Origin of the sequence: Streptomyces typhae, from assembly GCF_009755605.1 — a bacterium.
Classification (GTDB): domain Bacteria; phylum Actinomycetota; class Actinomycetes; order Streptomycetales; family Streptomycetaceae; genus Streptomyces; species Streptomyces typhae.
In genome coordinates this window covers 24,843-44,138 of the sequence record NZ_WPNZ01000001.1, presented here as the reverse complement: position 1 = coordinate 44,138, position 19,296 = coordinate 24,843, and the positions used below count along the sequence as shown (strand labels likewise).

Genomic DNA, 19,296 nt, shown 5'->3' with positions numbered 1-19,296 from the left:
CCATGACTTCCACTTCCGCGGGCGCCCCCGACGCCCTCACCCGCGACGCCCTGACCGTGCTCCAGCCCGGCTTCGGCGGCACCACCGCCCCCGACTGGCTGCTGCGCCGCATCGGCGAGGGCCTCGCCTCCGTCGGCCTGTTCGGCCGCAACATCCAGACCCCCGAGCAGGTCGCCGCGCTCACCGCCCAGCTGCGGGCCGAGCGCGAGGACATCGTGGTCGCCATCGACGAGGAGAGCGGTGACGTCACCCGCCTGGAGGTGCGCACCGGCTCCTCCTTCCCCGGCAACCACGCGCTCGGCGCCGTGGACGACACGGACCTGACCCGGGGCGTCGCCGCCGAACTCGGCCGCCGTCTCGCGGACTGCGGCGTCACCTTCAACTGGGCGCCGTCCGCCGACGTCAACTCCGACCCCGGCAACCCCGTCATCGGCGTACGCTCCTTCGGCGCCGACCCCGCCCTGGTCGCCCGGCACACCGCCGCCTACATCGAGGGCATGCAGTCCGCGGGCGTCGCCGCCTGCGCCAAGCACTTCCCCGGCCACGGCGACACCGCGGTCGACTCGCACCACGCGGTGCCGCACATCGACGCCGAGGCGGACCTCCTGAACGCCCGCGAACTCGTCCCGTTCCGGGCCGCGATCGCCGCCGGGACCCGCGCCGTGATGAGCGCCCACATCAGCGTCCCGGCCCTCGACCCGGACCTGCCGGGCACCCTGTCCCGGCAGGTCCTCACCGACCTGCTCCGCGGCGAACTGGGCTTCGACGGCCTGATCGTCACCGACGGCATCGAGATGCGCGCGATCTCCGGGGCCTACGGCATCGAGCGCGGCACCGTCCTCGCCGTCGCCGCGGGCTGCGACGCGATCTGCGTCGGCGGCGGCCTGCACGACGAACTCACCGTCCTGCGGCTGCGCGACGCCCTCGTCGCCGCGGTCCGCTCGGGCGACCTGCCCGAGGAGCGCCTCGCGGACGCGGCCGCCCGGGTGCGCGCCCTCGCCGACTGGTCCGCCGCCACCCGCGCGGCGGGCCCCGCCGTCACCCCCGACGCCGAGGTCGGCCTGCGCGCGGCCCGCCGCGCCCTGACGGTCACCCACACCGAGACCTACGCGGGCCCCCTCACCGGTGCCCCGTACGTCGCCGCCTTCACCCCCGTCGCCAACATCGCCGTCGGCGACGAGACCCCCTGGGGCGTGGCCGCCGAGCTGTCCCGCCGCCTTCCCGGCACCGAGACCGGCTCCTTCACCGGCGACCGCGCGGGCGCCGAGGCGCTGGCGGCGGCGGGGGACCGGCGCGTCGTCGCCGTCGTCCGCGACGCCCACCGCCACCCGTGGATGGCCGCCGCCGTCGACCACCTCCTCGCCGCCCGCCCCGACACCGTCGTCATCGAAATGGGCGTCCCCCAGTCCAAGCCCACCGGCGCCCTCCACATCGCCACCCACGGCGCGGCCCGGGTGTGCGGGGAGGCAGCGGCGGAGATCCTCACAGGCGCATGAGGTAACCCACCGGGGGCGCGTCGATCCCCTTGCGCGCGCCTGTCGGTTTCCGGGCATGACCCGGCCGGGGTGTGCTGGAGGCTGCCGGGTGGTTTGTGGGCAGGCGTTCCGCAGGGCGGAACGGGTGGGCACAAACCACCCACGGCCCGCACCCGAACAAGGAGCAGCACAACACAGAACGGCGCCGGGCGCCCCACGCAGGGGCGCCCGGCGCCGTCAGCAGCGACCCCGGCAGGAAGCCTAAAGCCCTTGCCAAGCAGGCTTGTTGGCGTACGTGTGCCGGAAGTACTCGGCAAGCTTCAGCTTGGACGCAGCCGCCTCGTCCACCACCACGGTGGCATGCGGATGCAACTGAAGCGCGGACGCGGGCACCACGGAGGCCACCGGCCCCTCGACGGTCGCCGCCACCGCATCCGCCTTGCCCTCACCCGTGGCGAGCAGCACCAGGTGCCGAGCCTCCAGGATCGTGCCGATGCCCTGCGTAATGACGTGGTGCGGCACCTGCTCGATGTCCCCCTCGAAGAACCGCGCGTTGTCCACCCGCGTCTGCTCGGTCAGCGTCTTGATCCGCGTACGCGAGGCCAGCGACGAGCAGGGCTCGTTGAACCCGATGTGCCCGTCGGTACCGATCCCGAGCAGTTGCAGGTCGACCCCGCCCGCCTCCGCCAGCGCCCTGTCGTACGCCTCGCACGCGCCCTGCACGTCCTCCGCGCTGCCGTCAGGGCCCATGAACGCCGACTCGCTCAGCCCGAGCGGCTCCACGACCTCCCGCAGCACCACCGAGCGGTACGACTCCGGGTGCCCGGCGGGCAGCCCCACATACTCGTCCAGCTGGCAGATGCGCGCCCGCGACGCGTCGACCTCACCCTCGCGGACCTTCGCCGTCAGCGCCTCGTAGATGGGCAGCGGGGTCGAGCCGGTGGCGACACCGAGCAGGGCGTCGGGCTTGCGGCGAACCAGGGCGGCCATGGCCTCCGCGATGAGCTCGCCGCCTGCCTTGGCGTCCGGGACGATGACAACTTCCACGCTGTGCCTGCCGATCTGGAGTAGGGGAGGAGCGGGAGGTGCGCTCGGAGTGTGGTATAGACCAATCTAGCAGAGCCGCACCCTGGCCGTCCCCCATCGGTGCCCCCAGACCACCCTCCGCCGGACCCCTCCGCAGCCCCCTCTGCAGCCCCCCGCGCAATCCCCTCCGCAGGGCCCTGCGCAATCCCCTCCGCAGGCCCCTGTCGGTCCACTCCGCCGTCCACCGCAGTCCTCCCACCGGCCACCTCGCCGTACCTCCACCGGCACCCCTGACAGAGCCGGGCGAAGCCCTCCGGGCCGGCCCCGGCCGCCCCGATGGGCAAGCGCTCCCGGCCGGTAGCGAGCACAGTGGGAGACATGACTGTGACGTCGTCCTCCACCTACAGCGAGCAGCCCGGTCGCATCATGTCCCGTGAGATGGCCGAGCAGCCCGATGTCCTGCGGCGGCTCCTCGACACCGGCGCCCCGAGGATCCGCGAGACCGCCGCCCGGGTCGCCGCCCGAAGCCCCCGCTTCGTCCTGCTCACCGCCCGCGGCACCTCCGACAACGCCGCCCTCTACGCCAAGTACCTCCTCGAAGTCCGCCTCGGCCTGCCCTGCGGCCTCACCTCCATGTCCACGACCACGGCCTACGGCGCCAAGCCCGACCTCAGGGACGTTCTGGTCATCACCGTGAGCCAGTCCGGCGGCTCACCGGACCTGGTGGCCTCCACCCAGGCCGCCCGCGAGGCCGGCGCTCTCACCCTCGCGGTCACCAACAACCCCGACTCCCCGCTGGCCGCCGTATCCGAACACCACATCGACATCCTCGCGGGCCCGGAGAAGGCCCTGCCGGCCACGAAGACCTACACGGCCTCCCTGCTCGCCCTCTACCTCTTCGTCGAGGGGCTGCGCGACGGCGACGGTGCCGCGGCGCGCCCCCTGCCCGGCCTCGCCGCCGACCTGCTGGCCCGCCAGGCGGAGATCCGCACCCTCGCCGCCCGCTACCGCTTCGCCGAACGCATGGTGATCACCTCCCGCGGCTACGGCTATCCCACCGCCAAGGAAGCCGCCCTGAAGCTGATGGAGACCAGCTACATCCCCGCCCTCGCCTACTCCGGCGCCGACCTCCTGCACGGCCCCCTCGCCATGGTCGACAACATCTCGCCGGTCATCGCCGTCGTCCCGGACGGCAGGGGAGGGGAGGCACTGCAGCCCGTCCTCGACCGGCTGCGCGGCCGCGGCGCCGACCTCGTCGTCATCGGCCCCAAGCCCCAGGTCGAGCAGGCGTCCGCCGGGTTCGTCCTACCCACCGAGGGCGTACCCGAGGATGTCCAGCCGATCCTGGAGATCATCCCCCTCCAGTTGCTCGCCCACGAGGTCACCATCGCCCGCGGCCAGGACCCCGACGCCCCGCGGGCGCTGGCAAAGGTGACGGAGACGCGGTGAGCTGCAGTTCAGCGATGCAGGCCGGTGGTTCGGGCTGGTGGCGCAGGTCGATGGTTCGGGCTGGTGGTGCAGGCCGATGAGTCGGGTCGGCGGTAGGGGCCGGTGGTTCCGGCCGGTCTGCAGGCCGGCGATGCAGGCCGGCGATGCAGGCCGGCGATGCGGGCCGATGACGCGGGCCGGAGGTTCAGGCCAGGGAACCTCCCGTCGCGTCGATCCACTGACCCGTCACCCACCGTCCGTCCGGTGCGGCGAGGAAGGCGACCACATCGGCTATGTCCTGTGTCGTCCCGACCCTGCCCAGGGCGGACATCGCCGCCGCGCCCGCCCACGCGTCCTTGTTGTCCTCGCCGCGCAGCCACGCAGCGTTGATGTCCGTGTCCACGATGCCGGGCGCCACCGCGTTGACCGTGATGCCGCGGGGGCCGAGAACCTTGGACAGGTTCCGCGTGAAGACGTCCAGGGCGCCCTTCGTCATGGCATACGTCATGATGTCCGGCAGCACGGCCGCGTGGGAGACGCCCGACGAGATGTTGATGATGCGCCCGCCGTCCCGCAGCCGCTCCGCGCCGAGGCGGGTGATGAAGTACGGAGCTCTGGCGTTCACCGCGAACAACCTGTCGTACTCCGCCTCGTCCGTGTCTGCGAACGGCCGTGAAGTACCGATCCCGGCGTTGTTCACCAGGATGTCCAGGCCGTCCGCATGGGCGTCGAAGGCCGCCCACAGCGCAGCCGCGTCACCGGGCACGCCGAGCTCCGCGCCGATCGCGAAAGCGGAGCCGCCGGACCGCTCGATCGCCGCCACCGTCTCCTTCGCCGCGGCCTCGTTGCTGCCGTAGTGCACGCCGACCCGGGCGCCGTCCTGCGCGAGGCGCTCGGCGATGCCGCGCCCGATGCCTCGGCTGCCGCCCGTGACCAGGGCGGTCTTGCCCACCAGCCGCCCTGGGTTCGTCCCGGCCGCTGTGTGCCTCTCGCTCGTGTCCGTGTCTCCATCGGCCGTGTCTGTTGTTGCCACACGCGTCTTCGCCATGCCGGTCTCTGCCGTCCCGATCTTCGTCGTGCCGGTCTTCGCCGTACCCGCAAGTGCACCCATGATGAGGCGCCCCCCAACTTTCTCTAGTGGCCGCTACATAAAGACCGTACCCGACGGGCTCCCATTTTTCTAGCGGGCGCTATAGAATTTTTTCCATGGCGACGAAACAGCGAGGCAGGCCGCGCTCCTTCGACCGGGACACGGCCCTGGAGAAGGCCCTGCGCCAGTTCTGGGAGCACGGGTACGAGGCGACGACCGTCTCCGACCTCACCCGCGAGATGGGCATCGGAGCCCCGAGCCTGTACGCCGCGTTCGGCGACAAGCGGACCTTGTTCGAGGAGGTCCTGGTGCGGTACGTGGGCTCGTACGGAGCCTTCGGCGGGCACGCGCTGGCGGAGGAGCCGACGGCCCGCGCCGCGATGGAGCGCGTCCTGCGGGAGGCCGCCGCGGTCTTCACCGAGCCCGGCCACCCACACGGCTGCATGGTCATCCACGCGGCGACCAACTGCACGACCCCCGAGATCGAGCAGACCCTGCGCGCCCAGCGCAACGCGAACGTCGAGACCTTCGCGGCACGCATCCAGCGAGGCGTCGACGCCGGGGAACTGCCCGGGGGCGCGGACGCCGGTCATCTCGCCCGATATATGGGGGCGGTCTTCCAGGGGCTGTCGCAGCAGTCGCGCGACGGCGCCACAAGGGCGGATCTCAATGCTGTCGTCGACCTGGCGATGCGGGCCTGGCCGACGGCCTGACGGGCTTCCGCCGGGCGAAAACCGGAATCCCGACTGGAGGAAGATCCGACAACAAACCGCTTCCCGCGCATAGACATCGGAGAATGGTCTAGTCCACAATGCGGGAGTAAAGCCCCGCTCTTCCCGCACAGAAGAGCGGATCGAGGAGCCGGCGCTCTCTGCCCTGACCGCGCCGGGTTCTCCCGAATCGGCGGCTGGTACCGCACATTCCGGTCGTCGATGCACCTGAAGGGCTGCGGTGTTGGGGTCGGGTTGAGGGTCCCGCCCCGGCGCCGCGGCCTGTCGGGTCCGGCCGGATCCGACACGCGCGGGCAGCCGCAGCCGGATACGACCGGCACAGGCAGCCGCCGTCGGGTAAGCAAATGCCCTAGCCGTCACCAGGCACAGCGGCCGCCGACAGCCGCCGTCGGGCACAGCAGCTGCCGACAACTGTCGCCAGGCACAGCAAATGCCGACACCCATCGTCGGGCACAGCAGCCGCCGCAGCCACCGCGAGGCACACCAAACGCCGACAGCCACCGCAAGGCACAGCAGACACCGGCAGCCACAACAGTCGCCAGCCGCCGCAACAGTCACCACCCGCCACGCACAACGAGCATGGCCAGCCGCCGCGAGCCGCCGCCAGCCGCACCCAGGTACAACAGGGACCACCGGGATCGCCAGGTACGCTCGCAGACGTGCCCTCCATGAACGACCTCGTACGCCAGCACACAGCCCTCGGCGACTCCGACCTCGAGTGGCTCCATCTGCTGGTCTCGGAGTGGCAGCTGCTCTCCGACCTCTCCTTCGCCGACCTCGTGCTGTGGGTGCCCACGCGCGACGGCACGCGCTATGTCTCCGTGGCGCAGATGAGGCCCAACACCGGCCCGACCTCCTATCAGGACGACATGGTCGGCCACCTGGTGCCGCGCGGTCGGCGGCCGCTGCTCGACGCCGCGCTCGACGAGGGTCGCATCGTGCGCGAGGGTGACCCGGAGTGGCGCGAGGAGGTCCCGGTGCGCGTCGAGTCCATCCCCGTACGCAGGGAGGGACGCGTTCTCGGAGTCATCGCCCGCAATACCAACCTCCTCACGGTGCGCACCCCTTCGCGGCTCGAACTCACGTATCTGCAGTCGGCATCCGACCTGGCGCAGATGATCGCCGCAGGATCGTTTCCGTTCGAGGGACAGCAGGTCGACATGGACGCGTCCCCGCGCGTGGGCGACGGTCTGCTGCGCCTGGACGCGGACGGCGTCGTCCAGTACGCGTCGCCGAACGCGCTGTCCGCGTACCACCGCCTCGGCCTTGCCGCCGACCTCGTGGGGCACCATCTGGGCAAGGCCACCGCCGAACTCGCGCCGTCCCGGGGCCCTGTGGACGAGGCCCTGACCAAGCTGGCCAGCGGCTGGGCGCCCCGTGAGTTCGAGATCGAGGGCGGTGACGGCGTGATCCAGCTGCGTGCCATTCCGCTCAAGCCCAAGGGGCCGCGCATCGGTTCGCTGGTGCTGCTGCGGGACGTCACCGAACTGCGCCGCCGCGAGCGCGAGTTGATCACCAAGGACGCCACCATCCGGGAGATCCACCACCGGGTGAAGAACAACCTCCAGACGGTCGCGGCGCTGCTGCGGCTCCAGGCGCGGCGCATCGACTCCGTCTCCGGGCGCGAGGCCCTGGAGGAAGCGGTGCGCCGGGTGGGCTCGATCGCCATCGTCCACGAGACGCTCTCCCAGAATCTGGATGAGCGGGTGGAGTTCGACGAGATCGCCGACCGGGTGCTCGCCATGGTTGCGGAGATCTCACCCGGAACGGTGACGGGCCGGCGCACCGGACGTTTCGGCATCCTGGATGCCGAAGTGGCGACGCCGCTGTCGATGGTCCTCACGGAGATCCTGCAGAACGCCCTGGAGCACGGCTTCGCACAGGGGGACACCGGCAGCGTCGAGGTCTCCGCGGTCCGCGGCGGCACGGCGAAGGAAGTCCGGCTCCTGATCACGGTGCAGGACGACGGTGTCGGTCTGCCCGACGACTTCGACCCGCATCGCTCGGGCAACCTGGGACTGCAAATCGTGCGCACCCTCGTCGAGGGCGAGCTGGGCGGTACGTTCGACATGGTCAGGGCGCCGGAACGGGGCACTCGGGTGGTTCTCGACATTCCGGTGCGCGGCGACAAGTAGCCGACACGGGCATCGCGACACCTCACCCGGCGGGTGGTGGCGGTCGCAAACGTCCACGATCGTGACGGTGTGTGAACCTCCCCGTCACACGCGCGGCGCAGAGCACAGCAAGAAGCCCCGGACCTGGTCGGTCCGGGGCTTCTTGCTCACGTTGCGATGCGCACCGGGGGTACTGCGCGGCTGCGGCTCGGGGGCGGGGGTTGCGTACGCGCTGTCCACGGATGAGTACCGTCAGGCACACGCGCCGCCAAGCTCAGGCTCGTAAGGGGGCGTGGGCGTCAGGCGCTGGCCTGGCGCGCCCGGTTGCGGGCGGCGCGGCGCTTCATCGCGCGGCGCTCGTCCTCGCTGAGGCCACCCCAGACGCCGGAGTCCTGGCCGGACTCGAGCGCCCACTGCAGGCACTGCTCCATGACAGGGCAGCGACGGCAGACGGCCTTGGCTTCCTCGATCTGCAGCAGCGCAGGACCGGTGTTGCCGATGGGGAAGAACAGCTCGGGGTCTTCCTCGCGGCAAACGGCGTTGTGACGCCAGTCCATGGCTGCTACCTCTCCTTGGTCTTACATGAAGATTGCTTGTGAATGTGAACGCTTTCACGAATCCCCCCGCGCGGGAAGGGCCGACTCCCAGTTGCCTGGTGTGGACCTTGTGGTGAGAGGAGGGGTTCTGGCGACTTGTAGAGGCCGGTGTTGCGGGCCGTCCCGATCGCCATGTAGAGATTCGCAAACCTCGGCTGCGGATACAACCCCTTCCGGAAAGTTTTTTTTGATTCCTCGGTGTCGACTGAGTCACAGCCGTACTTCCATGGGGTGGAGCCTGGCCTAAACGTTCGAGTGGAAGGACTTTGGGCCCTTCCACTCACACAATCACACGCAGTGCACGGCGTACGCCTGTGAACGTCACGCTCGTGCGCAGCCCCAGGTGGTCGCCGTCCATCTGAAGGGGCAAGGGCGCCTTGGAATGCAAGGTGAAGTCCGTCAGGTCGTGCAGCGAGACCGCGTTCTTTCCGTGCGGCCCCCGCTCGGGCGTCGAGCGCAGCAGCTGGGTGCCGTACCGGGCCACCGAAGCCGTCGAGAGCCGCTTGAGGCCGAGCACGTCCAGACCCGTGTCGAAGGACGCCTTCGGAGACGCGTACAACGGACGATTGCCCAGGTAGGACCAGGGGGAGGTGTTGCAGACTATGGACATCACGAGGTCGGTGACCGGCTCCTCGCCGGCCCGCTCCAGCGTGATCGAACCGTGGCGGCGGTCGCTCTCACCGAGGAACTGGCGTACCACCTGGCGCACGTAGAGGGCGTGCGTCGAGCGGGCGCCGCGCTCCCGGTGCTGCTCGACCCGGCCGACCACTCCGGCGTCGAATCCCAGCCCCGCCGCGAAGGTGAACCAGCGCGGCGGCACCGCCTCGTCCTCCGTGCCCGGCGTGCCGGAGACCCGGCCGAGGCTCACTGTCCGTCCGCTTCCCTCACGCAGCGCGTCCAGGATGGCACCGGTCGCCTCGACGGCGTCGTTCGGCAGCCCGAGGGCGCGGGCGAACACATTGGTCGACCCCCCGGGGACGACGGCCAGGCGGGGCAGGTTCTCCGGAGAGGGTCCATCGTGCAGCAGACCGTTGACGACCTCGTTGACGGTGCCGTCGCCGCCGAGGGCCACGACCAGCTCGATGTCCTTGCTCTCCGCGGCCTGCCGGCCGAGGTCGCGGGCGTGACCGCGGTACTCCGTGGTGACCGCTTCCAGCTTCATCTCGCTCGCGAGAGCGTGGATCAGTACGTCACGGGTGCGCGCACTGGTAGTAGTAGCCGCCGGGTTGACCACGAGAAGTGCACGCATGCGCAGCAGACTACCCAGCGGTCCGTACCTGGCCCAGACCGAGGTCTTGCGCGGACCCACCGAGGTGCTGGGCTCCGGGCGCCCGGGGCTACCCTCGATGCGTGAGCACTGAGCCGAAGACCACCCCAGAAGCCCCCGCGTCGGGCCCCCGCCCCGGGCGCCTCACGGCCGCCGCGGCGCTCGCCGCGCTGGAGGGCCTCGCCCTCGTCGTCGGCGGTGCCTACATGCTCGTGATGGGCCTCGCCGGTGACCCCGACAACCCGCGGCAGGCGACGACGGGCGGTGTCACGCTGCTCGTCCTCGCACTTCTGCCGCTGATCGCCGCCCGCGGCCTCCTCCGGCTGCGCCGCTGGGCGCGGGGACCGGCCATCATCACGCAGATCATGGCGCTGCCCGTGGCCTGGCAGCTGCTCCAGGCGGACAGTGCGCTGATCCCCGGCGGCGTCGCGCTCGCCGCGGTCGCGGTCGCCACGCTCGTCCTGCTGGTCAACCCCGCCACGACCGAGGCACTCGGCATCACCGGCCCCGGGGCTCGCGGCTGAGAGCGGTGACGCACGGCTGAGGGCGGCGAGGAAGACCTCGCCGCCCTCGGAGCGCTCTGCGTGCCGCGCAGCGCCGTGGGCGTGCTGCCCAGCGCCGTCGCGCACGGCGACAGCCCGCACAGGAGCCGCTCACTCCTCCACGAGGAGCTTCTCGCGCAGCTGCGCGAGCGTGCGGGCCAGCAGTCGTGACACGTGCATCTGGGAGATGCCGACTTCCTGCGCGATCTGCGACTGCGTCATGTTCCCGAAGAACCGCAGCAGCAGGATGCGCTTCTCGCGCGGCGGCAGGTCCTCCAGGAGCGGTTTGAGGGACTCGCGGTACTCGACGCCCTCCAGGGCCTCGTCCTCGGCGCCGAGGGTGTCCGCGACCGCCGGCGACTCGTCGTCCGTGTCCGGGACGTCGAGCGACAGCGTGGAGTAGGCGTTGGCCGACTCCAGGCCTTCCAGGACCTCCTCTTCGGAGATCGCCAGTTTCTCCGCCAGCTCGTGCACCGTGGGAGAGCGGCCGTGCAGCTGCGACAGTTCGGCCGTCGCCGTGGTCAGGGCCAGGCGCAGCTCCTGAAGGCGCCGCGGCACCCGCACCGCCCAGCCCTTGTCACGGAAGTGACGCTTGATCTCGCCGACGACCGTCGGGGTGGCGTACGTGGAGAACTCCACGCCGCGGTCCGGGTCGAAGCGGTCCACCGACTTGATCAGGCCGATGGTGGCGACCTGGGTGAGGTCGTCCAGCGGCTCCCCTCTGTTGCGGAAGCGGCGCGCCAGGTGCTCCACGAGCGGCAGATGCATGCGGACGAGCTGATTGCGCAGCTCCGCGTACTCCGGGCTGCCGTCATCCAGCGAGCGCAGTTTCACGAACATCGCTCGCGCGCCGCTGCGGTCCCGTGGATCGTGCCGGCTGTGCTGCTCGTGCTCGCTCATCGTCCCGCCCGTCGGTGGACCCGGCTGCTCCGGATCCTGTGGGTGCGGCCTCGCCTGCTGCTCGGGGATGCCGCCCGGGGCGGCAGGCCCCGGCTGCATCGGACCGCGCCCGGTGGCCGGACGCGTGCCGCCCCTGCCGCGGGCGGGCAGACCGTGTGTGTCACGTGTGCCGCGCTCGTCGTCCCGCACCGGCCCGTCCCCGTTCCTCACGCCGGCCCGGGTCCCGCGCCGCGCTGTTTGTAGAGGCTGATCGAAACGGTCTTGTCGTCGGCTACCGAGGAGTCGACCTTGCCCGCGAGGGCTGACAGGACGGTCCAGGCGAAGGTGTCGCGCTCCGGGGCACGCCCGTCCGTGGTGGGTGCCGACACCGTCACCTCCAGCGAGTCGTCCACAAGCCGGAAGACGCAGCTGAGCACCGAGCCGGGCACGGCCTGCTGGAGCAGGATCGCGCAGGCCTCGTCGACAGCGATGCGGAGGTCCTCGATCTCGTCCAGGGTGAAGTCCAAGCGCGCCGCGAGGCCGGCCGTGGCCGTACGCAGCACCGACAGGTAGGCACCCGCAGCCGGGAGGCGGACCTCCACGAAGTCCTGATTCCCGGGCTCGCCTGCGATCTGGGACACCCTCACCTCCAAGGTGGTACAAGCACTTTCGGGGCTCCGGCCGCCGTGTCACGGTGGTCCGGACTGGGTCACACGGGTGACGCCCCACGTTTTCAAGCGGTGACGCTACCGCGCTGCTCAGTTCCGTGTCCCGGGGACCCCGCCCCGTTGCTGTCACTCATAGTAAGCCTACGGGTACGGACAGTGGCTAGGGGTTTTGCGGGCCCAATTGGAAAGAACGAGCGTCGGGTTGACGTACCCAGGCCTTAGACGATCGAACCGTCGACAAAACACCAGCGCCAGTCCTCGCCCGGTTCGAAGGTGCGCATCACCGGATGCCCCGTCTCCTCGTAGTGCGCGGTCGCGTGCCGGAAGGGTGAGGAGTCGCAGCAGCCGACGTGCCCGCAGCTGAGGCACAGCCGCAGCTGCACGGGGTGGCTGCCGGCCGCGAGGCACTCCGGGCACGTTTCGCTCAAGGGGGCCGGTTCGGGGTGGGGCAGCGCGCTGACGTGCGAGCACTCGTTCATGATGGCCAGGTTACGACGGGAGAGCGGACGGCGGAGGGCCTGGCCGATGGACGTACTGCCCCTGGTGGCACTGATCGCCGCGAGCGCCGCGGTCGCCGGTGCCGCGCGGCGCACCCCGGTGCCCGCACCCCTGCTTCTGGTCGGTGCCGGACTGCTCGCGGCGTACGTGCCGGGGGTGCCGGACTACCACCTCGACCCGCACGTGGTGCTGCCGCTGATCTTGCCGCCGCTGCTGCACACGGCCGCCCTGGAGAGCTCGTATCTGGACCTGCGGGCCAATGTCCGGCCCGTCGCGCTCCTGTCGGTCGGTTACGTTCTGTTCGCAACCCTGGTGGTCGGGTGGCTCGCCTATCTGCTGATCCCGGATCTTCCGCTGACCGCGGCGCTCGTCCTCGGGGCGGTGATCGCGCCGCCGGACGCCGTCGCGGCGACCGCCATCGCGCGCCGCGTGGGGCTGCCCTCCCGCATCACGACGATCCTCCAGGGCGAGTCCCTGGTGAACGACGCGACGGCGATCACCGCCTACAAGGTGGCGCTCGCGGCGGCCGTCGGGGAGGGCGCGAGCTGGGCCGGCGGCATCGAGGAGTTCCTCGTGGCGGCGGTGGGCGGGGTCGGGGTGGGACTTCTCCTGATGGTGCCCCTCCACTGGCTGCGCACCCACCTGAAGGAGGCGCTGCTGCAGAACACCCTGTCGCTCCTGATCCCCTTCGTCGCGTACGCGGCCGCCGAGCAGGTGCACGCATCCGGAGTGCTCGCCGTGGTCGTGGTGGCCCTCTACTTGGGGCACCGTTCCTGGCAGGTCGACTTCGAGACGCGGCTCCAGGAGGCCGCGGTGTGGAAGGTCGTGGGGTTCCTCCTGGAGTCGGCGGTGTTCGCGCTCATCGGCCTCCAGCTGCCGGTGGTGCTCGGGGAGCTCGGTGAGTACAGCGTGGGACAGGCGGTCTGGTACGCGGTCGCGGTGTTCGTGTGCGTCGTGCTGGTGCGCTTCGTGTGGTCGTACCCCGCGACGTACCTCCCGCGCGCGATCTCTGCGCGGATCCGGTCTCGCGAGGGCGACCTGGACTGGCGGCGGCCGCTGGTCGTGAGCTGGGCCGGGATGCGCGGTGTGGTGTCGCTGGCGATCGCGTTCTCGATCCCGCTGGTGACGGAGCACGGAGAGCCGTTTCCCGCGCGCAACCTCGTGCTCTTCCTGACCTTCACCACGGTCATCGGGACGCTGGTGGTGCAGGGCCTGTCGCTGCCGTGGCTGATCGGTGTCCTGAAGCTGCCGGGCCGGGACGCCCGGGAGCAGACGCTGGCCGAGGCGCAGGCCCAGAACGCCGCCTCACAGGCCGCGGAGGCCCGGCTGCGGGAGCTGATGGAGGACGAGCGCAACAGCCTCCCAGGGCCCCTCCAGGACCGTCTGGACACCGTTCTCGAACGGCGCCGCAACGCGGTGTGGGAGCGCCTCGGCCAGCCCAACCCGGTGACGGGGGAGACCGCGGACGCCACCTACCGCAGGCTCGCGCGCGAGGCCATCGCCGCCGAGCGCGAGGTGTTCGTACGCATGCGGGACGAGCGGCGCATCGACGACGAGATGCTGCGGACGCTGCTGCGGAAGCTGGACCTGGAGGAGGCGGCGGCCCACCGGGAGGTGGAGGACTGAGGCCGGCCGGGCTCCTGCCGGCGGACCGAGGTGGTTCACGCGGTCGGCGGAGTGCCCGTGACGACGGCCGTGATCCTGGTCCCCGGGGCGAAAGCGCCCTCTTCGGAGAGCGCGGTCAGCGCGTACAGGAGCTTGGCGACGTAGATCCGCTCCACCGGAAGGCCGTGCCGGTCCTCGAAGTCGTCCGCGAAGGCGGTGAGTTCCGTGGTGGCGCGGGCGTAGCCGCCGCAGTGGAAGCGGTCGTCCAGGGTCCAGTTGGTCCCGGGGGCGCCGAACGCCGCGCGCTGCAGGGCCGCCGTCTCCGAGCCCAGGAAGCCGCCCTTGAGCACGGGAACGCCGAGCGCGCGCTGCCCGGGGCCGAGGCCTGCCGCCAGGCCCGCGAGGGTGCCGCCGGTGCCACAGGCGACGGCCGCGACGTCCGTGTGGCCGCGCAGCTCCGCGCCGAGGGCCGTGCACCCCTGGACGGCGAGCGAGTTGCTGCCCCCTTCGGGGATGACGTACGCGTCCTCGGTGGCCGTCCGCCGCCGGAGCGCGGCCAGCACCTCCGGGTCGCCCTTCTGGCGGTATGCCGATCTGCCGACGAAGTGCAGCCGCATGCCGTCCGCCTCGCACCGGGCCAGGGACGCGTTGCGGGGCCTGTCGGCCAGCTCGTCGCCGCGGACCACCCCGACCGTGCCGAATCCCAGGAGACGGCCCGCGGCCGCGGTGGCCCGCAGATGGTTGGAGTAGGCGCCGCCGAAGGTCAGCAGGGTGTGGTGGCCTTCCGCACGGGCCCGCTCCAGGTTGAGGACGAGCTTGCGGTACTTGTTGCCGGGCAGGTCGGGGTGTATCCGGTCGTCGCGCTTGAGCAGCAGGCGCAGGCCGCGGGCCTCGAAGCGGGGGTCCGTGACCGTTTGCAGCGGAGTGGGGAGCCGGGGCCGCAGCCCGGACGCGGGCGGGGTGGAGGACACCCCGCCATTGTCCCTCGCACCCTCCTCAGCGGTGTGCCGCCGCCACTTCGGCCGCTCGTCGCTCGGCGCTCGTCGAGTCAGCCGCTCGTCGGGGTCAGCCGCCGGCCGATTGCCGCTTGCCGATGGCCGCCTCAGTCGGCAGCCTGCTGCTCCGGTCAGCCGCTTGCCGTCCCGGTCGGCGGCCTGCTGCTCCGGTCAGCCGCTTGCCGTCCCGGTCGGCAGCCTGCTGCTCCGGTCAGCCGCTTGCCGTCCCGGTCGGCGGCCTGCTGCTCCGGTCAGCCGCTTGCCGTCCCGGTCGGCGGCCTGCTGCTCCGGTCAGCCGCTTGCCGTCCCGGTCGGCGGCCTGCTGCTCCGGTCAGCCGCTTGCCGCCCTGGTCGGCGGCCTGCCGCTCCGGTCGGCTGTCTGTCCCGGTCGGCTGCCGCTCACTTCAGCCGCTCACTTCAGCCGCTCATGGACGCGGTCCCGCATCTCGTCCATGGTGAACCCCTTGGGGTCGATCTTGCCCGGCTGCCACTCCAGGTGGCCGATGACCGAGCGGGCCGTCCAGCCGTGGTGGCGGCAGACGGCGGCCGAGACTCTTTCGATGGCGTCCAGCTGCACGTCGGGCCAGGGATCCTCGCCGTCGCCCATGTTCTCGCACTCGAAGCCGTAGAAGTGGCGGTTGCCGTCGGTGTTGGCCTCGTTGTCCGGAGGCAGGGCCTTCTCCGCGATGACGGCGCGCAGGACGTCGTCGTCGCCGAGCCCCGCGTGGTTCGCGCGGCCGTAGCCGACGAGGTGCACGCGGCCGTCCTTGGTGATGACGCCGTGACAGAGCGGGCCGGGGAGCGAGGGGTGGCCGTCGCGACACAGGCGCACCGTCCGCTCGGACCCCGAGGTGACCGTGTGGTGGATCATCACGCCGTGCACCTGTCCCCAGGGGCCCACGTGATTGCGGTTGTGCTCACGCCAGTCGCCGACCTCGACGACCGTGACGCCCTCGTCCTTCAGAGCGTCCAGGAACGCGTTCGCGGACATGGGTGGGGCCATGACCGTCTCCTTTGCGGGCGCGACGGTCGCCCGTCGCGGCCGCCTCGTACGCAGCTCTTACCGGAACTGCCGGTGCCCGAACCCTCCGTTCGGGCACCGTGCGAGCCGATCCGGTCAACCGAAGGGGCTGGTCGGCGAGGCGGCGTCAGGCGCGCAGGAAGCCGTCTCCGTGGGTCGCGACATGTGCCTCCAGGGCGGAGAGTGCCTGCTGGGTGGCGTCGGGGGTGCCGCTGCCGCGCCGCTCCGCGTAGTAGGCGGCGCCGAGCTGCTTGAGCAGGTCGTTTCCGGCGCGCTGCGCCTGTACGTCGTCGAGCTTCTGCTTGCCCTGGTTGAGACCCTGCTGCACCTGTTCTCTGGCGCGGTCCAGGAAGCCTGCCATGTCGCTTCTCCTGACGATGTGGTGCCGATGGTGCTTTCGCTGCGCTTGTCCCGTTGAACGAGCGCCCGGATCTTGCAGTTCCCCTCCGCCCCGCCGCCGTACCCGGTCCGGGGCCGCGTCAGCCGGTCGGCCCGCACACGGGGGTTGGCCGGAAATCCCCGGCCCCGCGGCCGGTATCGCGCCTCCGGTGTCACACAGTGCTCTCAGCTGGGGTTTCTCGGACGAACGTACGAAAGGCCCGGCCTGGCAGGCGCCGACCTGCCCGGTCCTTCGCCGATCCATTCCCGCTCGTTTGTGTGATGGCGCCCGCACTGACCGTGCTGAAAGGGTTGCAGGCGCAGGTCAGCGCAGGTATCGGGAGGGCATTCACCATGTCGGTAGGCGAAGAGATCCGTACGGAGCCGGACAGGCCGCAGCAGAGTCTCGGCACACCCGCCGCGCGGAATCTGGCCACCACCACCAAGTCCGCGCCGCAGATGCAGGAGATCAGCTCCCGCTGGCTGCTGCGCATGCTGCCCTGGGTGCAGGTGCAGGGTGGTACGTATCGGGTGAACCGCAGGACGAGTTACGCGGTGGGCGACGGCCGTGTCACGTTCGTCAAGACCGGGGACCGCGTCGAGGTGATCCCGGCCGAGCTGGGTGAACTTCCGGTGCTGCGGGACTTCGAGGACCAGGAGGCCCTCACCGAGCTCGCGCGCCGTTGCCAGCAGCGCGAGTTCGAGCCCGGCGCGATCCTCACGTCGTTCGGCAACCGGGCGGACGAGGTGTTCCTGCTCGCCCACGGCCGCGCGGAGAAGGTCGGCACCGGCCCCTACGGCGAGGACTCCGTCCTAGCGACCCTCGCCGACGGAGCCTACTTCGGCGAGCAGTCCCTCATCGACCCGGAAGCCATCTGGGAGTACTCGGTGCGCGCGGTCACGGCCTGCACGGTCCTCACCCTCCCGCGCCAGGACCTGGAGCAGGTCGCGGAGCGCTCCGAGCCGCTGCGGGCGCACCTCGAACGGCTGCGGTCCATCCCCGCCCAGCGCACCAACGCCTATGGAGAAGCGGCCATCGACCTCTCCGCGGGCCACGTGGGGGAAGCGGTCCTTCCGGGTACGTACGTGGACTACGAAGCACGGCCACGCGAGTACGAACTGAGCGTCGCCCAGACCGTACTGCGCATCCACACGCGCGTGGCCGACCTCTACAACCAGCCGATGAACCAGACCGAGCACCAGTTGCGGCTCACCGTGGAGGCGTTGAAGGAGCGCCAGGAGGACGAGCTGATCAACAACCGCGAGTTCGGACTTCTCAGCAACTGCGAGTACGACCAGCGGATCCAGCCGCACGAGGGCGTGCCGAGCCCCGACGACCTGGACGAGCTGCTCAGCCGCCGGCGCGGTTCGAAGCTCTTCCTCGCCCACCCGCGCGCGATCGCCGCGTTCGGACGCGAGTGCAACAAGCGCGGCCTCGTGCCCGACAGCGTCGACGTGTCCGGCACCCGCATCCCCACCTGGCGAGGGGTGCCCATCTTCCCGTGCGACAAGATCCCGGTGACCGAGGAGCGGACCACCTCGATCATCTGCATGCGTACGGGCGAGGACGAACAGGGCGTCGTCGGACTGCACCAGGCGGGCATCCCGGACGAGATCGAGCCGAGCCTGTCGGTGCGCTTCATGGGCATCAGCGAGCAGGCGATCATCTCCTACCTGGTGTCGACGTACTACTCGGCGGCCGTCCTGGTGCCGGACGCCCTCGGCATTCTGGAGAACGTCGAGATCGGCAGGTGGAGGTGAGGCGAGGCCTCGCCTCCACGGGCGGCCGAGCGCTGTCCGTGTCCGCGTACGCCGAGGCGGGTAGACCCCCGGCGTACGCGCCCACAGGCCCAGGAACCGCCACCGTCCGCCCTCCCGCCGGAGGAAGTCCATGACGGACACCACGGACATGAGGGAACGCGCGCCCCGGCCCCGGGGACCGGCGGACGAGCACGAGGCCGCCGAGATCCTGGCGTCGGCGCGGCTGCGCGTCGACCCGGAGCTGCGCGCGGCGGTCGACTCGCTGCCGGGTTCCCTGCGCCGGATCGCGCTGTACCACTTCGGCTGGGAGCACGCCGACGGGACGCCCGCGGCCGGTAACGCGGGCAAGGCCGTCAGGCCGGCCCTCGTACTGACCGCGGTGCGGGCCCTCGGCGGCGACCCGCTGAGCGCGATCAGGGCCGCCACGGCCGTGGAGCTGACGCACAACTTCACCCTGCTGCACGACGACGTCATGGACCGCGACACCACGCGTCGGCACCGCCCCACCGCCTGGACGGTGTTCGGCGACACCGACGCGATCCTCGCCGGTGACGCCCTGCAGGCGCTGGCGCAGCGACTGCTCGCCGAGGACCCGCACCCCGGGGCCCCGGCGGCGGCCGCCCGCCTGGCCGCCTGCGTCGTCGAACTCTGCGCGGGACAGCGCACGGACTGCGACCTGGAGGGCCGGGCGCCCCAGGAGGTCTCCCTGGAGGAGTGCCTCGGCATGGTCGAGGCCAGGACGGGCGCGCTGCTCGGCTGCGCCTGCGCGATCGGCGCGGTGTACGCGGGGGCGGGGGCCGAGACGGCCGCGGCCCTCGACGGCTTCGGCCGTCAGGCCGGCCTCGCCTTCCAGCTCATCGACGACGTGATCGGCATCTGGGGAGACCCCGCGCGGACGGGCAGGCCCGCGCGCACGGACCTCGCCGTGCGCAAGAAGTCGCTCCCGGTGGTCGCCGCGCTGGCCTCCGGGACACCGGAGGGCGCGGCGCTCGCCGGTCTGTACGGCCGGGGACGGCTGACAGCCGTGGGCGATCCGGAGCTGGTGGCGCAGGCCGTGGAGCGGGCCGGTGGCAGGGACTGGGCGCAGTCGCACGCCGCGGACCGGATGTCCCGGGCGCTCGGGGACCTCGCCCGCGCGGTGCCCGACCCCGAGCGGGCGGGCGGCCTCCTGGCGCTCGCGGAGTACGTGACGCGGAGGCCGTACTGACAAAGGCCGTACCGA

18 protein-coding genes are annotated in these 19,296 nt (G+C 71.5%); 8 read left to right on the top strand and 10 right to left on the bottom strand.

The window, feature by feature from the left end; translation table 11 throughout:
* The first annotated feature begins 2 nt into the window (after positions 1–2).
* Positions 3–1,496, top strand: a complete 1,494-nt coding sequence (locus tag GPA10_RS00200) for a glycoside hydrolase family 3 protein (RefSeq protein WP_157163757.1) — start codon at positions 3–5, stop codon at positions 1,494–1,496.
* Positions 1,497–1,736: 240 nt separating this feature from the next.
* Here the strand turns inward: GPA10_RS00200 and nagB are convergent, their stop codons facing one another.
* Entirely contained in the window at positions 1,737–2,522 is a 786-nt protein-coding gene (nagB, locus tag GPA10_RS00195; RefSeq protein ID WP_343040115.1) for a glucosamine-6-phosphate deaminase, read from the bottom strand.
* A gap of 357 nt (positions 2,523–2,879) precedes the next feature.
* Between nagB and GPA10_RS00190 the strand changes: the two genes are divergently transcribed.
* Positions 2,880–3,950 (top strand): SIS domain-containing protein, encoded by a 1,071-nt coding sequence (locus tag GPA10_RS00190; protein WP_058849642.1) that lies wholly within the window; start codon positions 2,880–2,882, stop codon positions 3,948–3,950.
* A gap of 184 nt (positions 3,951–4,134) precedes the next feature.
* Here the strand turns inward: GPA10_RS00190 and GPA10_RS00185 are convergent, their stop codons facing one another.
* Entirely contained in the window at positions 4,135–5,040 is a 906-nt protein-coding gene (locus tag GPA10_RS00185; protein WP_246258587.1) for an SDR family oxidoreductase, read from the bottom strand.
* 95 nt (positions 5,041–5,135) lie between these two features.
* Between GPA10_RS00185 and GPA10_RS00180 the strand changes: the two genes are divergently transcribed.
* Together GPA10_RS00180 and GPA10_RS00175 are read left to right on the top strand one after the other, a co-directional pair.
* Entirely contained in the window at positions 5,136–5,732 is a 597-nt protein-coding gene (locus GPA10_RS00180) for a TetR/AcrR family transcriptional regulator (RefSeq protein ID WP_157163756.1), read from the top strand.
* A gap of 686 nt (positions 5,733–6,418) precedes the next feature.
* Complete coding sequence (locus GPA10_RS00175) at positions 6,419–7,885, top strand: sensor histidine kinase (protein WP_058849640.1); 1,467 nt, start codon at positions 6,419–6,421, stop codon at positions 7,883–7,885.
* Between the two features lie 278 nt (positions 7,886–8,163).
* Here the strand turns inward: GPA10_RS00175 and GPA10_RS00170 are convergent, their stop codons facing one another.
* Both GPA10_RS00170 and GPA10_RS00165 read right to left on the bottom strand, forming a co-directional pair.
* The gene (locus tag GPA10_RS00170; RefSeq protein ID WP_016639615.1) at positions 8,164–8,421 is read right to left on the bottom strand and encodes a WhiB family transcriptional regulator; all 258 of its coding nucleotides are present in this window, start codon (positions 8,419–8,421) and stop codon (positions 8,164–8,166) included.
* Positions 8,422–8,740: 319 nt separating this feature from the next.
* The gene (locus GPA10_RS00165) at positions 8,741–9,709 is read right to left on the bottom strand and encodes a diacylglycerol/lipid kinase family protein (protein WP_058849639.1); all 969 of its coding nucleotides are present in this window, start codon (positions 9,707–9,709) and stop codon (positions 8,741–8,743) included.
* Positions 9,710–9,810: 101 nt separating this feature from the next.
* On the opposite strand from GPA10_RS00165, the gene GPA10_RS00160 reads away from it, so the two are divergent.
* Entirely contained in the window at positions 9,811–10,251 is a 441-nt protein-coding gene (locus GPA10_RS00160; protein ID WP_343040113.1) for a hypothetical protein, read from the top strand.
* A 129-nt stretch (positions 10,252–10,380) separates the two neighbouring features.
* Here GPA10_RS00160 and GPA10_RS00155 read toward each other — a convergent pair whose 3' ends face one another.
* The 3 genes from GPA10_RS00155 to GPA10_RS00145 all read right to left on the bottom strand — a co-directional run bounded on the left by GPA10_RS00155 (position 10,381) and on the right by GPA10_RS00145 (position 12,295).
* Positions 10,381–11,379, bottom strand: coding sequence for an RNA polymerase sigma factor SigF (locus GPA10_RS00155; RefSeq protein WP_058849637.1), 999 nt, complete (start codon positions 11,377–11,379; stop codon positions 10,381–10,383).
* Positions 11,376–11,789, bottom strand: coding sequence for an ATP-binding protein (locus GPA10_RS00150; protein WP_016639611.1), 414 nt, complete (start codon positions 11,787–11,789; stop codon positions 11,376–11,378). The genes GPA10_RS00155 and GPA10_RS00150 overlap by 4 nt, the downstream gene beginning before the upstream one ends.
* 245 nt (positions 11,790–12,034) lie before the next feature.
* Complete coding sequence (locus GPA10_RS00145) at positions 12,035–12,295, bottom strand: UBP-type zinc finger domain-containing protein (protein ID WP_157163754.1); 261 nt, start codon at positions 12,293–12,295, stop codon at positions 12,035–12,037.
* Positions 12,296–12,341: 46 nt separating this feature from the next.
* Here GPA10_RS00145 and GPA10_RS00140 point away from each other — a divergent pair, with 46 nt between their 5' ends.
* Positions 12,342–13,940, top strand: a complete 1,599-nt coding sequence (locus GPA10_RS00140) for a Na+/H+ antiporter (protein ID WP_157163753.1) — start codon at positions 12,342–12,344, stop codon at positions 13,938–13,940.
* A 35-nt stretch (positions 13,941–13,975) separates the two neighbouring features.
* Here the strand turns inward: GPA10_RS00140 and GPA10_RS00135 are convergent, their stop codons facing one another.
* From GPA10_RS00135 to GPA10_RS00125, 3 genes are all read right to left on the bottom strand, one after another.
* Positions 13,976–14,890 (bottom strand): 1-aminocyclopropane-1-carboxylate deaminase/D-cysteine desulfhydrase, encoded by a 915-nt coding sequence (locus GPA10_RS00135; protein WP_343040112.1) that lies wholly within the window; start codon positions 14,888–14,890, stop codon positions 13,976–13,978.
* Between the two features lie 436 nt (positions 14,891–15,326).
* Positions 15,327–15,917, bottom strand: coding sequence for an N-acetylmuramoyl-L-alanine amidase (locus GPA10_RS00130; RefSeq protein ID WP_058849633.1), 591 nt, complete (start codon positions 15,915–15,917; stop codon positions 15,327–15,329).
* Positions 15,918–16,062: 145 nt separating this feature from the next.
* Positions 16,063–16,296 carry a hypothetical protein gene (locus GPA10_RS00125; protein ID WP_030560680.1) on the bottom strand — a complete coding sequence of 78 codons (234 nt, stop codon included), beginning with the start codon at positions 16,294–16,296 and terminating at the stop codon, positions 16,063–16,065.
* A 371-nt stretch (positions 16,297–16,667) separates the two neighbouring features.
* Here GPA10_RS00125 and GPA10_RS00120 point away from each other — a divergent pair, with 371 nt between their 5' ends.
* Both GPA10_RS00120 and GPA10_RS00115 read left to right on the top strand, forming a co-directional pair.
* A complete protein-coding gene (locus GPA10_RS00120; RefSeq protein ID WP_157163752.1) occupies positions 16,668–18,074 on the top strand; it encodes a family 2B encapsulin nanocompartment shell protein in 1,407 nt (468 codons plus the stop codon).
* A gap of 130 nt (positions 18,075–18,204) precedes the next feature.
* Positions 18,205–19,281 carry a family 2 encapsulin nanocompartment cargo protein polyprenyl transferase gene (locus GPA10_RS00115; protein ID WP_157163751.1) on the top strand — a complete coding sequence of 359 codons (1,077 nt, stop codon included), beginning with the start codon at positions 18,205–18,207 and terminating at the stop codon, positions 19,279–19,281.
* The last annotated feature ends 15 nt before the right edge of the window (positions 19,282–19,296 follow it).

Bases quoted from the DNA above. Each gene is read 5' to 3' on its own strand.
- GPA10_RS00200 (WP_157163757.1), top strand. From the start codon at position 3: ATGACTTCCACTTCCGCGGGCGCCCCCGACGCCCTCACCCGCGACGCC.
- GPA10_RS00190 (WP_058849642.1), top strand. From the start codon at position 2,880: ATGACTGTGACGTCGTCCTCCACCTACAGCGAGCAGCCCGGTCGCATC.
- GPA10_RS00145 (WP_157163754.1), bottom strand. From the start codon at position 12,295: ATGAACGAGTGCTCGCACGTCAGCGCGCTGCCCCACCCCGAACCGGCC.
- GPA10_RS00170 (WP_016639615.1), bottom strand. From the start codon at position 8,421: ATGGACTGGCGTCACAACGCCGTTTGCCGCGAGGAAGACCCCGAGCTG.
- GPA10_RS00185 (WP_246258587.1), bottom strand. From the start codon at position 5,040: ATGGGTGCACTTGCGGGTACGGCGAAGACCGGCACGACGAAGATCGGG.
- GPA10_RS00165 (WP_058849639.1), bottom strand. From the start codon at position 9,709: ATGCGTGCACTTCTCGTGGTCAACCCGGCGGCTACTACTACCAGTGCG.
- GPA10_RS00125 (WP_030560680.1), bottom strand. From the start codon at position 16,296: ATGGCAGGCTTCCTGGACCGCGCCAGAGAACAGGTGCAGCAGGGTCTC.
- GPA10_RS00130 (WP_058849633.1), bottom strand. From the start codon at position 15,917: ATGGCCCCACCCATGTCCGCGAACGCGTTCCTGGACGCTCTGAAGGAC.
- GPA10_RS00140 (WP_157163753.1), top strand. From the start codon at position 12,342: ATGGACGTACTGCCCCTGGTGGCACTGATCGCCGCGAGCGCCGCGGTC.
- GPA10_RS00175 (WP_058849640.1), top strand. From the start codon at position 6,419: ATGAACGACCTCGTACGCCAGCACACAGCCCTCGGCGACTCCGACCTC.
- GPA10_RS00180 (WP_157163756.1), top strand. From the start codon at position 5,136: ATGGCGACGAAACAGCGAGGCAGGCCGCGCTCCTTCGACCGGGACACG.
- GPA10_RS00115 (WP_157163751.1), top strand. From the start codon at position 18,205: ATGACGGACACCACGGACATGAGGGAACGCGCGCCCCGGCCCCGGGGA.
- GPA10_RS00120 (WP_157163752.1), top strand. From the start codon at position 16,668: ATGTCGGTAGGCGAAGAGATCCGTACGGAGCCGGACAGGCCGCAGCAG.